This is a genomic window from Pseudomonas sp. m6p (genome assembly GCF_055760375.1).
On record NZ_CM147084.1, the window covers coordinates 1,002,556 to 1,015,575 of the forward strand.

12 protein-coding genes are annotated in these 13,020 nt (G+C 60.3%); 3 read left to right on the top strand and 9 right to left on the bottom strand.

From position 1 onward, the window contains the following. Window positions 1–70: 70 nt before the first annotated feature. The 8 genes from ACYZUM_RS04740 to gcl form a co-directional block, all read right to left on the bottom strand. The gene (locus ACYZUM_RS04740; RefSeq protein WP_041072913.1) at window positions 71–1,066 is read right to left on the bottom strand and encodes a sulfate ABC transporter substrate-binding protein; all 996 of its coding nucleotides are present in this window, start codon (window positions 1,064–1,066) and stop codon (window positions 71–73) included. A gap of 178 nt (window positions 1,067–1,244) precedes the next feature. After that, window positions 1,245–2,069, bottom strand: a complete 825-nt coding sequence (locus ACYZUM_RS04745) for an ion transporter (RefSeq protein ID WP_086791480.1) — start codon at window positions 2,067–2,069, stop codon at window positions 1,245–1,247. A gap of 21 nt (window positions 2,070–2,090) precedes the next feature. Beyond that, window positions 2,091–3,005, bottom strand: a complete 915-nt coding sequence (locus tag ACYZUM_RS04750; RefSeq protein WP_108182065.1) for an urea transporter — start codon at window positions 3,003–3,005, stop codon at window positions 2,091–2,093. A 209-nt stretch (window positions 3,006–3,214) separates the two neighbouring features. Then, window positions 3,215–4,630: a pyruvate kinase gene (pyk, locus tag ACYZUM_RS04755; RefSeq protein ID WP_108182066.1), complete on the bottom strand. Its 1,416-nt coding sequence runs from the start codon at window positions 4,628–4,630 to the stop codon at window positions 3,215–3,217. Continuing rightward, entirely contained in the window at window positions 4,627–5,901 is a 1,275-nt protein-coding gene (locus ACYZUM_RS04760) for a glycerate kinase type-2 family protein (protein ID WP_108182067.1), read from the bottom strand. Before ACYZUM_RS04760 ends, pyk begins: the two co-directional genes overlap by 4 nt. Before the next feature lie 170 nt (window positions 5,902–6,071). Further along, window positions 6,072–6,965, bottom strand: a complete 894-nt coding sequence (locus ACYZUM_RS04765) for a 2-hydroxy-3-oxopropionate reductase (protein WP_003222962.1) — start codon at window positions 6,963–6,965, stop codon at window positions 6,072–6,074. Between the two features lie 139 nt (window positions 6,966–7,104). Beyond that, a complete protein-coding gene (gene hyi / locus ACYZUM_RS04770) occupies window positions 7,105–7,887 on the bottom strand; it encodes a hydroxypyruvate isomerase (RefSeq protein ID WP_108182068.1) in 783 nt (260 codons plus the stop codon). Between the two features lie 155 nt (window positions 7,888–8,042). Continuing rightward, on the bottom strand, window positions 8,043–9,818 hold the full coding sequence (gene gcl, locus ACYZUM_RS04775) for a glyoxylate carboligase (RefSeq protein ID WP_041072901.1): 1,776 nt from the start codon (window positions 9,816–9,818) through the stop codon (window positions 8,043–8,045). Between the two features lie 269 nt (window positions 9,819–10,087). Here gcl and ACYZUM_RS04780 point away from each other — a divergent pair, with 269 nt between their 5' ends. Beyond that, window positions 10,088–10,528, top strand: a complete 441-nt coding sequence (locus tag ACYZUM_RS04780) for a GlcG/HbpS family heme-binding protein (protein ID WP_095667156.1) — start codon at window positions 10,088–10,090, stop codon at window positions 10,526–10,528. A gap of 212 nt (window positions 10,529–10,740) precedes the next feature. Beyond that, window positions 10,741–11,199, top strand: a complete 459-nt coding sequence (locus tag ACYZUM_RS04785) for an REP-associated tyrosine transposase (protein WP_108182069.1) — start codon at window positions 10,741–10,743, stop codon at window positions 11,197–11,199. Window positions 11,200–11,311: 112 nt separating this feature from the next. Here ACYZUM_RS04785 and ACYZUM_RS04790 read toward each other — a convergent pair whose 3' ends face one another. Further along, the gene (locus tag ACYZUM_RS04790) at window positions 11,312–11,917 is read right to left on the bottom strand and encodes a TetR/AcrR family transcriptional regulator (protein ID WP_007969638.1); all 606 of its coding nucleotides are present in this window, start codon (window positions 11,915–11,917) and stop codon (window positions 11,312–11,314) included. A 134-nt stretch (window positions 11,918–12,051) separates the two neighbouring features. Between ACYZUM_RS04790 and ACYZUM_RS04795 the strand changes: the two genes are divergently transcribed. Next, window positions 12,052–12,966, top strand: coding sequence for a DUF808 domain-containing protein (locus ACYZUM_RS04795; RefSeq protein WP_108182070.1), 915 nt, complete (start codon window positions 12,052–12,054; stop codon window positions 12,964–12,966). Window positions 12,967–13,020: the final 54 nt, after the last annotated feature.

Below are 13,020 nucleotides of genomic sequence, written 5' to 3' on the forward strand. Positions count from 1 at the left end.
GCAGCTCCTACAGGGGTTCGCCACAAAAAAGGCGACCTGTTGAGGTCGCCTTTTTCATGTCCGCCAAATCTTACTGGCTGTAGATCTGATCAAAGATCCCGCCATCATTGAAGTGGGTCTTCTGCACCGAACGCCAGTCGCCGAAGGTCTTCTCAACCGACAGGAAGTCGACTTTCGGGAAACGATCGGTGTACTTCGCCAGCACCGCCGGGTCCCGTGGACGCAGGTAGTTGGCGGCGGCGATTTCCTGACCTTCCGGCGACCACAGGTATTTCAGGTATTCATCGGCGGCGGCGCGGGTGCCTTTCTTGTCGACCACTTTGTCGACCACTGACACCGGTGGTTCGGCTTCGGCGGAGACGCTTGGGTAGATCACTTCGAACTGATCGCGACCAAACTCGCGAGCGATCATTTCGGCTTCGTTCTCGAAGGTCACCAGCACGTCGCCGATCTGGTTGGTCATGAACGTGGTGGTCGCGGCGCGGCCACCGGTGTCGAGCACTGGCGCTTGCTTGAACAGTTTACCGACGAAGTCTTTGGCCTTGTTCTCGTCACCACCATTCTTCAGCACGTAGCCCCAGGCCGAGAGGTAGGTGTAGCGACCGTTGCCCGAAGTTTTCGGGTTCGGCACGATCACCTGCACGCCGTCCTTGAGCAGGTCCGGCCAGTCTTTCAGGGCTTTCGGGTTGCCTTTACGGACGATGAACACGGTGGCCGAGGTGAACGGCGCGCTGTTGTTCGGCAGGCGAGTGACCCAGTTGTCCGGCACCAGTTTGCCGTTGTCGGCGAGGGCGTTGATGTCGGTTGCCATGTTCATGGTGATGACGTCAGCCGGCAGGCCATCGATCACCGAGCGCGCCTGCTTGCTCGAACCGCCGAAGGACATTTGCACGGTGATGTTTTCGTTGTGCTCGGCCTGCCAGTGTTTTTGGAACGCAGTGTTGTAGTCCTTGTAGAAATCGCGCATCACGTCATAGGAGACGTTGAGCAGGGTCGGTGCGGCTTGAGCCACGCTGCCAAAGGCAAGACCGGCGGCGAGAAGTGAGGCGCCAAAGAGTTTTTTCACTGCGCATTCCTTGTTTTGTTTTGTGTAGGAGCTGCTGGCTGCAATCTTTTGATTCTGTTTTTAGAGAATCAAGATCAAAAGATCGCAGCCTGCGGCAGCTCCTACAGGGGGTGATGTTTAATTGCCACTGACTATAACGGGGCACGCATAGTCGTTTAAAGATTAAAAAGCTCTGTGCTTATTCCACTTTCTTAAACAGCTGACTGCCACACCGCGAGCAAAACGCCGCGCTGTGTTCATGGCTGCTTTTCTTGCACACCGGGCAGTCGTGTTGCAGCTGTTCGCCGCGCATGGCGTTGGCCAGTTCTGCGGTGAAGATCCCGGTGGGCACGGCGATGATCGAGTAACCGGTGATCATCACCAGCGAGGAAATCACCTGGCCCAGCGGAGTCTTGGGCACGATGTCGCCGAAGCCTACCGTGGTCAACGTCACGATAGCCCAATAGATGCCTTTGGGGATGCTGGTGAAGCCGTGTTCCGGGCCTTCTATCACGTACATCAGGGTGCCGAACACCGTCACCAGCGTGCAGACGCTGACCAGGAACACCACGATCTTCTGCTTGCTGCCGCGCAGCGCCGACATCAAATAGTTGGCTTGCTTGAGGTACGGGCTGAGCTTGAGTACGCGGAAGATCCGCAGCATCCGAATGATCCGGATGATCAGCAGGTACTGCGCATCGCTGTAATACAGCGCGAGGATCCCCGGCACGATCGCCAGCAGATCCACCAGTCCGTAGAAACTGAAGGCGTAGCGCAACGGCTTCGGTGAGCAATACAGGCGCAGGATGTATTCACCGAGAAAAATGACCGTGAAACCCCACTCGATGTAGGCCAGCACATCGGCGTAGTTCTGGTGAATGCTGTCGATGCTGTCAAGCATCACCACCACCAGGCTGGCGAGGATGATCAACAGCAGGGTGCCGTCAAAGCGCCGCCCGGCGAGGGTGTCGCTCTGGAAAATCATCACGTAAAGCCGTTCACGCCAACTGTTGCTGCTGTCCATGGATAACGCCTGAATTGAAGATCAGCGCAGCCTAGGTTGATTGTCCCCCTGTGCGCAAGGCGTGGCGTCGACGGCCGCTTTACCGAGCATCTGGATCCCGGCGCGGATCAGCCAGCCGGCGAGGATGAACGGCGCGGTCAGCGTCGCCAGACCAAGGGCGGCGAACAGCGGCGTGACCAGCAGCGCAAGGACGACGCCCAGCAGCGGCAGCCACGGTTGTTGACGCTGTGAACTGAAGGCGAGGGCGGCGAGCACCGCGTTGTAACTGCCCAGTCCCAGCAACGCTGCAGCGGTTTCGTGGTGTAGCAGGCTGGAGGCGAGACCGATGGCCGACGCCAGCACTGCCCAGCAGAACGCCCGGCGATCAGCGATCAACAGACCGATGCCGATCAACGCGCCGGCCAGCGGATGACCGAGGAACATCACCTGACCCAGTCCACGCAGTTCAGCGGCGAGCAGGTTCAGCGAGGTCATCTCGATGTGTGTCATCGGCGCAGACGGTTCGGCGAACAACAGTAACACCCAGCTCATTGCTACAAACGGTGAGGTGTAGGCCGGTATCGATCGGCTGCGGTACACGTATTTGAGCCATTGCTGAGTGACCATCGCACTGAGGCCACCGGCCGCCAGAATCAGCGGCGGCAGCATCGGCGACCACGGGAAATACAGGCTGAGCACCAAGCCAAGCAGCACGCCGTTGTAACTGAACAATCCGGCCTGACGATCCGCTTTGGCATAGTTACGTCGCTGTGCGGTGAGCAATCCAGCAACGGCACCGAGCAGCGCGCCGGCAAACAGCACCGGCGCAGTGAGCAGGATCGCCAGCAGGCACAACAGGCCGCACAGCGGATGGCGCTGGAGGAATATCTGACTGAAACCGTTGAGCAAAGCCTCGGCCCAGTCGGGGCAGTGGGTGTTGAAATGATTGGCAGGCATGTTGAATAAATCTGGGCAGTGGGACAATCAAAAGGTCTTGCTTACCTGTGGTGAGGGGATTTATCCCCGATGGCTGCGAAGCAGCCCCAAATCGGTGAATGCGGTTTTTCTGTGAAAACCGTCACTCTCTTGAAAGCGGTGACTGCTGCGCAGTCAATCGGGGATGAATCCCCTCACCACAGGTTTTGTATTCACATCAAAAATATGGGTCAGATCAGCGTTTCGATCCGCAGCGAGTTGGTCGATCCCGGCTGCCCGAACGGCACACCGGCGGTGATCAGCAACGTATCGCCGCGCTCGGCCATGCCTTGCGCCTGGGCGATTTCCAGCGCCGTCGAACACACTTCATCGACCTGACGCAGGCGATCGTTGACCACCGAATGAATCCCCCACGCCACGCTCAAACGCCGCGCGGTCTGCAGGTTCGGCGTCAGGTTGAGGATCGGCGCTTTCGGTCGTTCCCGTGCTGCGCGCAACGTCGAAGCGCCCGATTCGCTGTAGTTGACCAGCACCGCCACCGGCAGCACGTTGCTGATGCGGCGGATCGCGCAACTGATCGCATCGGACACCGTTGCCTCGGCTTTCGGTCGGCTGACGTCGAGTTGAGTCTGATAGTCCGGACCGTTTTCCACCTGGCGAATGATCTTGCTCATCATCTGCACGGCTTCCAGCGGGTATTCACCGGAGGCGGTTTCGGCCGACAGCATCACCGCATCCGCGCCTTCAGCCACAGCATTCGCCACATCAGTGACTTCGGCGCGGGTCGGGGCCGGGGAGAAACGCATCGATTCGAGCATCTGCGTCGCCACCACCACCGGTTTACCCAGTTCGCGGCAGGTGCTGATGATGTTTTTCTGGATCTGCGGCACGCTTTCGGCAGGGACTTCCACGCCGAGGTCGCCGCGAGCGACCATGATCGCGTCGCTCAACTGGGCGATTTCGCGCAGTTGCTCAACCGCTGACGGCTTCTCGATTTTCGCCATCAGAAAGGCCTTGTCACCGATCAGCTCGCGGGCTTCGAGAATGTCTTGCGGGCGTTGCACAAACGACAGCGCCACCCAGTCCACCCCCAGCTCCAGGCCGAAGCTCAGGTCGCGGCGATCCTTGGCCGTCAGTGGGCTGAGGTCGAGCACCGCTTGCGGCACGTTCACGCCTTTGCGGTCCGACAGTTCGCCGCCATTGAGCACGGTAGTGTCGATCGCGTCGGAGTATTTGCTGACCACGCGCAGGCGCAGTTTGCCGTCATCCAGCAGCAGATCCATACCCGCTTCGAGCGCGGCGATGATCTCCGGGTGCGGCAGGTTCACCCGGCGCTCATCACCGGGTGTGGCGTCCAGATCGAGGCGGAAGGCCTGACCGCGATGCAGCTGCACCTTGCCGTCGGCGAACTTGCCGACGCGCAGTTTCGGCCCCTGCAAGTCCATCAGGATCCCCAGCGGATAGTTGAGCTGGCGCTCGACCTCGCGGATCCACTGATAGCGCTTGGCGTGGTCGGCGTGATCGCCGTGGCTGAAGTTCAGGCGGAAGATGTTGACCCCGGCCTCGACCAGCTCACGGATGTCTTCGATGCCATCGACGGCAGGTCCGAGGGTGGCGAGGATTTTGACCTTTTTATCAGGCGTCATGATTTGCAGTTCTCAAGGATCAGGATGGCGCGGAAGTCGTTGACGTTGGTGCGGGTCGGCTCGGTGACGATCAGCGCATCGAGCGCCTCGAAGTAGCCGTAACCGTTGTTGTTATCCAGCTCGTCGCTGGCGCTCAATCCGAGGGCGGCGGCGCGGGCGTAGCTGTCCGGGGTCATGATTGCGCCGGCGTTGTCTTCCGAGCCGTCGATGCCGTCGGTGTCACCGGCCAGCGCGTAGACGCCGGGCTGGCCCTTGAGGCTGTCAGTGAGGCTGAGGAGAAATTCGGCGTTGCGCCCGCCACGGCCATTGCCGCGCACGGTCACCGTGGTTTCACCACCGGAGAGAATCACGCAAGGCGCAGCCAGTGGCTGCCCATGGTTGATGATCTGTCGGGCAATGCCGGCGTGGACCTTCGCCACTTCGCGGGACTCACCTTCGAGGTCGCCGAGGATCAGCGTGCTGAAACCGGCCTGACGGCATTTCACCGCCGCTGCATCCAGCGATTGCTGCGGGCGCGCGATCAACTGGAAATGACTGCGGGCCAGGCTTGGATCGCCGGGTTTGACGGTTTCCGATTCCGGGCTTTGCAGCCAGTTGCGCACCGAGGCCGGGACTTCAATGCCGTAGCGTTTGAGGATCGCCAGCGCTTCGGCGGAAGTGCTCGGGTCGGCCACGGTCGGGCCGGAGGCGATGACCGTGGCGAGGTCGCCCGGCACATCGGAAATCGCGTAGGTATACACAGTGGCAGGCCAGCAGGCCTTACCGAGGCGGCCGCCCTTGATCGCCGAGAGGTGCTTGCGCACGCAGTTCATTTCGCCGATGGTCGCGCCGGATTTGAGCAGGGCTTTGTTGATCGACTGCTTGTCCGCCAGGGTGATGCCTTCAGCCGGCAGGGCGAGCAGGGCAGAGCCGCCACCGGACAGCAGGAAGATCACGCGGTCGTCTTCAGTCAGATTGCTGACCAGTTCCAGCACGCGTTTGGCCACGGCCAGGCCGGCAGCGTCCGGTACCGGGTGCGCGGCTTCGACCACTTCGATTTTTTCGCACGGGGCGCCGTGACCGTAACGGGTCACTACCAGGCCCGAGACTTCTCCCTGCCAGCTGCGCTCGACCACTTGTGCCATGGCAGCGGCGGCTTTGCCGGCGCCGATGACGATCACCCGACCCGTGCGATCGGCAGGCAGATGGGCTTCGAGGACCTGGTTCGGATGGGCCGCGTCGATGGCTGTGGCAAACAGCTCACGCAGCAGTTGTTGCGGATCGACCGACATGGCGGGCTCCCGGAATTCTTGTTATTGGGATGGAACGACAACGGTGCAGCGACGCGATCCTTGTGGGAGCTGGCTTGCCAGCGATTCAGGCGCCGCGGTCATTCAGGCAGACCGAGTCGATGCCATCGCGGGCAAGCCCGCTCCCACAGGGAGCGAGCCAGAAGCGCAGATTACTTCTTGTCGCGAATCGAGAAGTTGGCCATGTGTTCCAGGCCCTTGATCAGCGCCGAGTGGTCCCAGTTGCTGCCACCGATGGCTGCGCAGGTGCTGAACACTTGCTGGGCGTTGGCGGTGTTCGGCAGGTTGATGTTCAGTTCCTTGGCACCTTGCAGGGCCAGGTTCAGGTCCTTCTGGTGCAGGCTGATACGGAAGCCCGGATCGAAGGTGCCTTTGATCATGCGCTCGCCGTGCACTTCGAGGATCTTCGACGAAGCGAAACCGCCCATCAGCGCTTCACGCACCTTGGCCGGATCAGCACCGTTTTTCGAAGCGAACAGCAGGGCTTCAGCCACGGCCTGAATGTTCAGCGCGACGATGATCTGGTTCGCCACTTTGGCGGTCTGACCGTCGCCGTTGCCACCGACCAGAGTGATGTTCTTGCCCATGGCCTGAAACAGCGGCAGGGCACGTTCGAAGGCATCGGCGTCGCCACCGACCATGATGCTCAGGGTCGCAGCCTTGGCGCCGACTTCACCACCGGATACCGGGGCGTCGAGGTATTGCGCGCCTTTCTCGTTGATCTTCTTGGCGAAGGCTTTGGTGGCGGTCGGCGAGATCGAGCTCATGTCGATCACCACTTTGCCTTTGCCGATGCCGGCAGCGACGCCGTCGGCGCGGAACAGCACGTCATCGACCTGCGGGGTGTCCGGCACCATGACGATGATGAATTCGGCTTCCTGCGCCACTTCGCGCGGGTTGGCCAGGGCGACGGCGCCAGCGGCGACCAGATCGGCTGGAGCGGCGTCGTGGTGCGCCGACAGGAACAGGCTGTGACCGGCTTTCTGCAGGTTCGAAGCCATTGGGTGGCCCATGATGCCGGTGCCGATAAATCCGATTTTAGCCATGAGAAAATCCTCTTGTTTTTGTGTGGCTCTCTGTAGGAGCTGGCGAAGCCTGCGATCTTTTGATCTTGATCTTGATCTTGAAAAGCAAAGTCAAAAGATCGCAGCCTTCGGCAGCTCCTACAGGAATGACCGTGTTCGATCAGATTGCGTTATGAGTTTTAAGCCAGCCCAGACCGGCTTCAGTGGTAGTCAGCGGCTTGTACTCGCAGCCGACCCAACCCTGATAACCAATCCGATCCAGGTGTTCGAACAGGAAGCGGTAGTTGATCTCGCCAGTGCCCGGCTCGTTGCGCCCTGGGTTGTCCGCGAGCTGCACGTGGTTGATCTCGGCCAGGTGCGATTGCAGGGTGCGGGCCAGATCGCCTTCCATGATTTGCATGTGATAGATGTCGTATTGCAGGAACAGATTGGCGCTGCCGACCTGCTCGCGAATCGACAGGGCTTGCGCCGTGTTGTTCAGGTAGAAACCCGGGATGTCGCGGGTGTTGATCGCTTCCATCACCAGTTTGATACCCGCCGCCTGCAGCTTGTCGGCGGCGTACTTGAGGTTGGCGACGAAGGTCTTTTCCACAGTGGCATCGTCGACGCCTTGCGGGCGGATACCGGCCAGGCAGTTGACCTGGGTGTTGCCCAGCACTTGCGCGTAGGCAATCGCCAGATCGACCCCGGCACGGAACTCTTCAACGCGATCCGGCAGGCAGGCGATACCGCGCTCGCCCTTGGCCCAGTCACCGGCCGGCAGGTTGAACAGCACTTGGGTCAGCCCGTTGGCCTCGAGCTTTGCCTTGATTTCGGCAGAGCTGAAGTCGTACGGGAACAGGTATTCCACGCCACTGAAACCGGCCTTGGCGGCGGCGTCGAAACGGGCAAGGAAATCCTGTTCGGTGAACAGCATTGACAGGTTGGCTGCGAAACGCGGCATGGTGGTCTCCTGTTGCGAATTAATGATGATGGCTTTGTGTAGGAGCTGCCGCAGGCTGCGATCTTTTGATCTTGATCCTGAAAAACAAGATCAAAAGATCGCAGCCTGCGGCAGCTCCTACAGGGGAGTAACCGCGGCCATCAAATCCCGGCAGATCAGTCGAGCAGCGAAATCGCCGTTGGCGCGTCGTTGCCGACCAGCGCCAGGTCTTCGAATTCGTTGACGGCGTTGATCTCGGTCCCCATGGAGATGTTGGTCACACGCTCCAGGATGATTTCGACGATCACCGGCACTTTGAACTCTTCGATCAGCTCTTCGGCCTTGCGCAGGGCAGGGGCGATGTCCGCCGGTTCGAACACACGCAGTGCCTTGCAGCCCAGGCCTTCGGCGACGGCGACGTGGTCGACACCGTAACCGTTGAGTTCCGGCGCGTTCAGGTTATCGAAGGACAGCTGCACGCAGTAGTCCATTTCGAACCCGCGCTGTGCCTGACGGATCAGGCCCAGATACGAGTTGTTCACCACGACGTGGATGTAAGGCAGTTTGAACTGAGCGCCGACCGCCAGCTCCTCGATCATGAACTGGAAGTCATAGTCCCCCGACAGGGCCACGACTTTACGGTTCGGATCGGCCTTGACCACGCCCAGCGCTGCCGGAATGGTCCAGCCCAACGGCCCGGCCTGACCGCAGTTGATCCAGTGACGCGGCTTGTAGACGTGCAGGAACTGCGCGCCGGCAATCTGCGACAGACCAATGGTGCTGACGTAGCAGGTGTCTTTGCCGAACACCTGGTTCATTTCTTCGTAAACGCGTTGCGGCTTGACCGGCACGTTGTCGAAGTGGGTTTTGCGCTGCAGGCTGGCCTTGCGCTGCTGGCAATCCTGCAGCCAGGCACTGCGGTTTTTCAGCTTGCCGGCGGCTTGCCATTCGCGGGCGACTTCGATGAACACGGTCAGCGCCGCAGCGGCGTCGGAAACGATGCCCAGGTCCGGGGTGAACACGCGGCCGATCTGCGTGCCTTCGATGTCGACGTGAATGAACTTGCGACCTTCGGTGTAGACGTCGACCGAACCGGTGTGACGGTTGGCCCAACGGTTACCGATGCCCAGCACCACATCGGATTTGAGCATCGTGGCGTTGCCGTAACGGTGCGACGTCTGCAGACCGACCATGCCGACCATCAACGGGTGATCGTCCGGAATGGTGCCCCAGCCCATCAGGGTCGGGATCACCGGAATACCGGTCAGCTCGGCGAACTCCACCAGCAAATCGCTGGCGTCGGCGTTGATGATGCCGCCACCGGCCACCAGCAATGGACGCTCGGCCTGATCCAGCAGCGCCAGCGCCTTTTCGACCTGAACGCGGCTCGCGGTCGGTTTGGCCAGCGGCAGTGGCTGGTAGGCGTCGATGTCGAATTCGATTTCAGCCATCTGCACGTCGAACGGCAGGTCGATCAGCACCGGGCCTGGGCGACCGGAGCGCATTTCGTAGAAGGCTTTCTGGAACGCGTAAGGCACCTGGCCCGGCTCCAGAACGGTAGTCGCCCACTTGGTGACAGGCTTGACGATGCTGGTGATATCGACCGCCTGGAAGTCTTCCTTGTGCATACGGGCGCGGGGTGCCTGGCCGGTGATGCAAAGGATCGGGATCGAGTCGGCCGAGGCGCTGTAGAGCCCGGTGACCATGTCGGTGCCGGCCGGGCCGGACGTACCGATGCACACGCCGATGTTGCCGGCCTTGGTGCGGGTGTACCCCTCGGCCATGTGCGACGCGCCTTCGACGTGGCGAGCGAGGACGTGATCGATGCCACCGACTTTTTTCAGTGCGGAGTACAGCGGGTTGATCGCTGCACCCGGAATGCCAAAAGCGGTATCAACCCCTTCACGGCGCATCACCAGAACGGCGGCTTCGATTGCTCTCATTTTGCTCATGGTTTTGTGCCTCTTTACGTTTTGTAATTGTATACAAGTGGCTTTGCGCAGAGTGTATTCACGGCGGACGGCGCAGGTCAATCCATTTTCTCAAGCGCCTGTTTCATTCGTCGGAAGCCCGGTTCTGCTGTGGCTTTTCGTCGCATGTGGCGCTTTTCGAGAATTATTGTATACAAAAAAATAATTCATTGTGTTCTATTTGTGGCATCGGGCTGCGGCACAACCGCGCAGCTCCACGACTTTCCCAATAACAAAATGAGGACGGCACCATGAGCGCTTTAACCTTGAAAGTCGCAGTCAACCTGGTCGAACAGGCCATCACTACCGGGCGCGGGATCAATGCCGCGCCGCTGACCATCGCGGTACTCGACACCGGCGGCCACCTGATCACCCTGCAACGCGAAGACGGCGCCAGCCTGCTGCGCCCGAACATCGCCATCGGCAAAGCCTGGGGCGCCATCGCCCTGGGCAAAGGCTCACGCCTGCTGGCGCTGGACGCCCAACAACGCCCGGCGTTCATCGCCGCGCTCAACAGCATGGGCCAGGGCAGCGTCGTCCCGGCCCCGGGCGGGGTCTTGATACGTGATCAGGCGGGGAATGTGCTGGGGGCGATCGGGATTAGCGGCGATCTGTCGGATATTGATGAGCAGGTCGCGATCAAAGCGGTGGAGGCGCTGGATTTGCGGGCGGATGCGGGGGTGGCGGCTTGATCTTTAGCGGCTGATTAACCGCCTTCGCGAGCAGGCTCGCTCCCACATTGGATTTGTGTCTAGACACAAAATGTCTGAGTACCCCAGTCCCCTGTGGGAGCGAGCCTGCTCGCGAAGGCGATCTTCCGTACACATCTTGCTAAAAGTCTGACGCTTGCGCGGAAATTCACTGAACTAGCCTTTTCATAATCAGGACATGAAAAGGCAAGGGAATGCTGGATCTATCTGCTTCAAATCGTTTGCGCATTGGTCGCTACTCCGAACAAAACCGCATCTACTTACTGACTGCCAATACGACGGGAAGGCAGCCTGTTTTCGGCGACTTTGCACTGGGTCGATTGGTCGTCAGCCAATTTCGCATCGCAGACGAAATGGGGTTTGCCAACTCGTTGGCCTGGGTCGTCATGCCAGATCATTTTCATTGGCTAATCGAATTGAAGCGTGGTTCGCTCAGCGAGTTGATGCAGCGTACAAAATCCCTCAGCACCAAATCCGTAAATCTCTCGACGGGTCGAAAGACCCGTCTTTGGCAATCTGGCTTTCATGATCGTGCATTGCGCAGAGAAGAAGATCTGGTGAAGTTGGCTCGGTACATCGTCGCCAACCCATTGCGGGCAGGTTTAGTGCAGAAGCTTGGCGACTATCCGCTGTGGGATGCGATTTGGGTCTGACAGTCAAACCTGGTCGCTCCATTCGCGAGCAAGCTCGTTCCCACATTGGATCTGCGGCGTTCACAAATCCCTGTGGAAGCGAGCCTGCTCGCGAAGCGGTCACCGCGGTCTATCAGTCCGGCTCACACCCTTTCAGCACCAGCCGAATAATCGTCTGCGCCGCCGCCTCGTAATCCGCCTCGTCCAGCTTGTCCTTGCCGGTAACTGCAGAAATCTGCCAGTCGAAGTCGGCGTAGGTCTGGGTCGCGGCCCAGATGCTGAACATCAGGTGGTTGGGGTCGATCGGGGCGATCTGGCCGCGGTCGATCCAGCTCTGGATGCAGTCGATGTTGTGTTTGGCCTGGCTGTTGAGCTGCTCGACCAGGTCGGCGCTCAGGTGCGGGGCGCCGTGCATGATTTCGCTGGCGAACACTTTGGAGGCGAAGGGCAGGTCGCGGGAGATGCGGATCTTCGAGCGGATGTAGCCGCTGAGCACTTCGCTCGGCACGCCGTCCGGGTTGAACGGGGTCGAGGCCTGCAGGATCGGCACGATGATGCTTTCCAGGACCTCGCGGTAGAGGTTTTCCTTGGACTTGAAGTAGTAGTAGACGTTGGGCTTGGGCAATCCTGCCTTGGCGGCGATGTCGCTGGTTTTGGTCGCAGCGAAGCCCTTGTCGGCAAATTCCTCACTGGCGGCACGCAGGATCAGTTCTTTGTTGCGCTCGCGGATTGTGCTCATAAACCCGGTGGTTCCTTGCCTGTTCTGGCGGTTGCGCATGGTAGCACCGGCCTCGCGCATGGCTCAAGAATGCCCCGTGTGGCCCGCAGTCGCGGTATGCTGCGCGGCATTATTCACATAAGGAAACACGATTCATGGCAGGAAGCAGTTTGCTGGTGCTGATCGACGATATTGCCACCGTTCTGGATGACGTGGCGTTGATGAGCAAAATGGCCGCGAAGAAGACCGCCGGGGTACTCGGCGATGATCTGGCGCTCAATGCCCAGCAAGTCTCCGGAGTTCGCGCCGAGCGGGAAATTCCCGTGGTCTGGGCAGTGGCCAAGGGCTCGTTCGTCAACAAACTGATTCTGGTGCCGTCGGCGCTGGCGATCAGCGCATTTGTGCCGTGGCTGGTGACGCCGCTGTTGATGGTCGGCGGCGCGTACCTGTGTTTTGAAGGTTTCGAGAAACTCGCGCACAAGTTCCTGCACAGCAAGGCCGAAGATGATGCCAACCACGCGCAACTGAGCGCGGCGGTGGCCGAGCCGACCACCGATCTGGTGGCCTACGAGAAGGACAAGATCAAAGGCGCAATCCGCACCGACTTTATCCTCTCGGCGGAAATCATCGCCATCACCCTCGGCACCGTGGCCGACGCTTCGCTGACTCAGCAAGTGATCGTGATGTCGGGCATCGCCATCGTCATGACCGTGGGCGTTTATGGTCTGGTGGCCGGCATCGTCAAGCTCGACGACCTGGGCCTGTGGCTGACCCGGAAATCGGGTGCAGCAGCAAAAAACATTGGCAACGCGATCCTGCGCGCCGCGCCGTACATGATGAAAGGCCTGTCGGTGATCGGCACGGCGGCGATGTTCCTGGTCGGTGGCGGCATCCTCACCCACGGTATTCCGGTGGTGCATCACTGGATTGAAAGTGTCGGTGCAGCGGCTGGCAGTGCCGGGTTTGCCGTGCCTGTGTTGCTCAATGGCGTAGCGGGGATTATCGCGGGCGCGGCAGTGCTGGCGGTGGTGTCGGTCGTCGGCAAAATCTGGCGCGCGATCAAGGGATAAACACATCACCCCTGTGGGAGCGAGCCTGCTCGCGAAGGCGTCGAGTCAATCACC

Bases quoted from the DNA above. Each gene is read 5' to 3' on its own strand.
- gcl (WP_041072901.1), bottom strand. From the start codon at position 9,818: ATGAGCAAAATGAGAGCAATCGAAGCCGCCGTTCTGGTGATGCGCCGT.
- pyk (WP_108182066.1), bottom strand. From the start codon at position 4,630: ATGACGCCTGATAAAAAGGTCAAAATCCTCGCCACCCTCGGACCTGCC.
- ACYZUM_RS04745 (WP_086791480.1), bottom strand. From the start codon at position 2,069: ATGGACAGCAGCAACAGTTGGCGTGAACGGCTTTACGTGATGATTTTC.
- ACYZUM_RS04750 (WP_108182065.1), bottom strand. From the start codon at position 3,005: ATGCCTGCCAATCATTTCAACACCCACTGCCCCGACTGGGCCGAGGCT.
- ACYZUM_RS04790 (WP_007969638.1), bottom strand. From the start codon at position 11,917: ATGAGCACAATCCGCGAGCGCAACAAAGAACTGATCCTGCGTGCCGCC.
- ACYZUM_RS04785 (WP_108182069.1), top strand. From the start codon at position 10,741: ATGCTGGATCTATCTGCTTCAAATCGTTTGCGCATTGGTCGCTACTCC.
- ACYZUM_RS04795 (WP_108182070.1), top strand. From the start codon at position 12,052: ATGGCAGGAAGCAGTTTGCTGGTGCTGATCGACGATATTGCCACCGTT.
- ACYZUM_RS04765 (WP_003222962.1), bottom strand. From the start codon at position 6,965: ATGGCTAAAATCGGATTTATCGGCACCGGCATCATGGGCCACCCAATG.
- ACYZUM_RS04760 (WP_108182067.1), bottom strand. From the start codon at position 5,901: ATGTCGGTCGATCCGCAACAACTGCTGCGTGAGCTGTTTGCCACAGCC.
- hyi (WP_108182068.1), bottom strand. From the start codon at position 7,887: ATGCCGCGTTTCGCAGCCAACCTGTCAATGCTGTTCACCGAACAGGAT.
- ACYZUM_RS04780 (WP_095667156.1), top strand. From the start codon at position 10,088: ATGAGCGCTTTAACCTTGAAAGTCGCAGTCAACCTGGTCGAACAGGCC.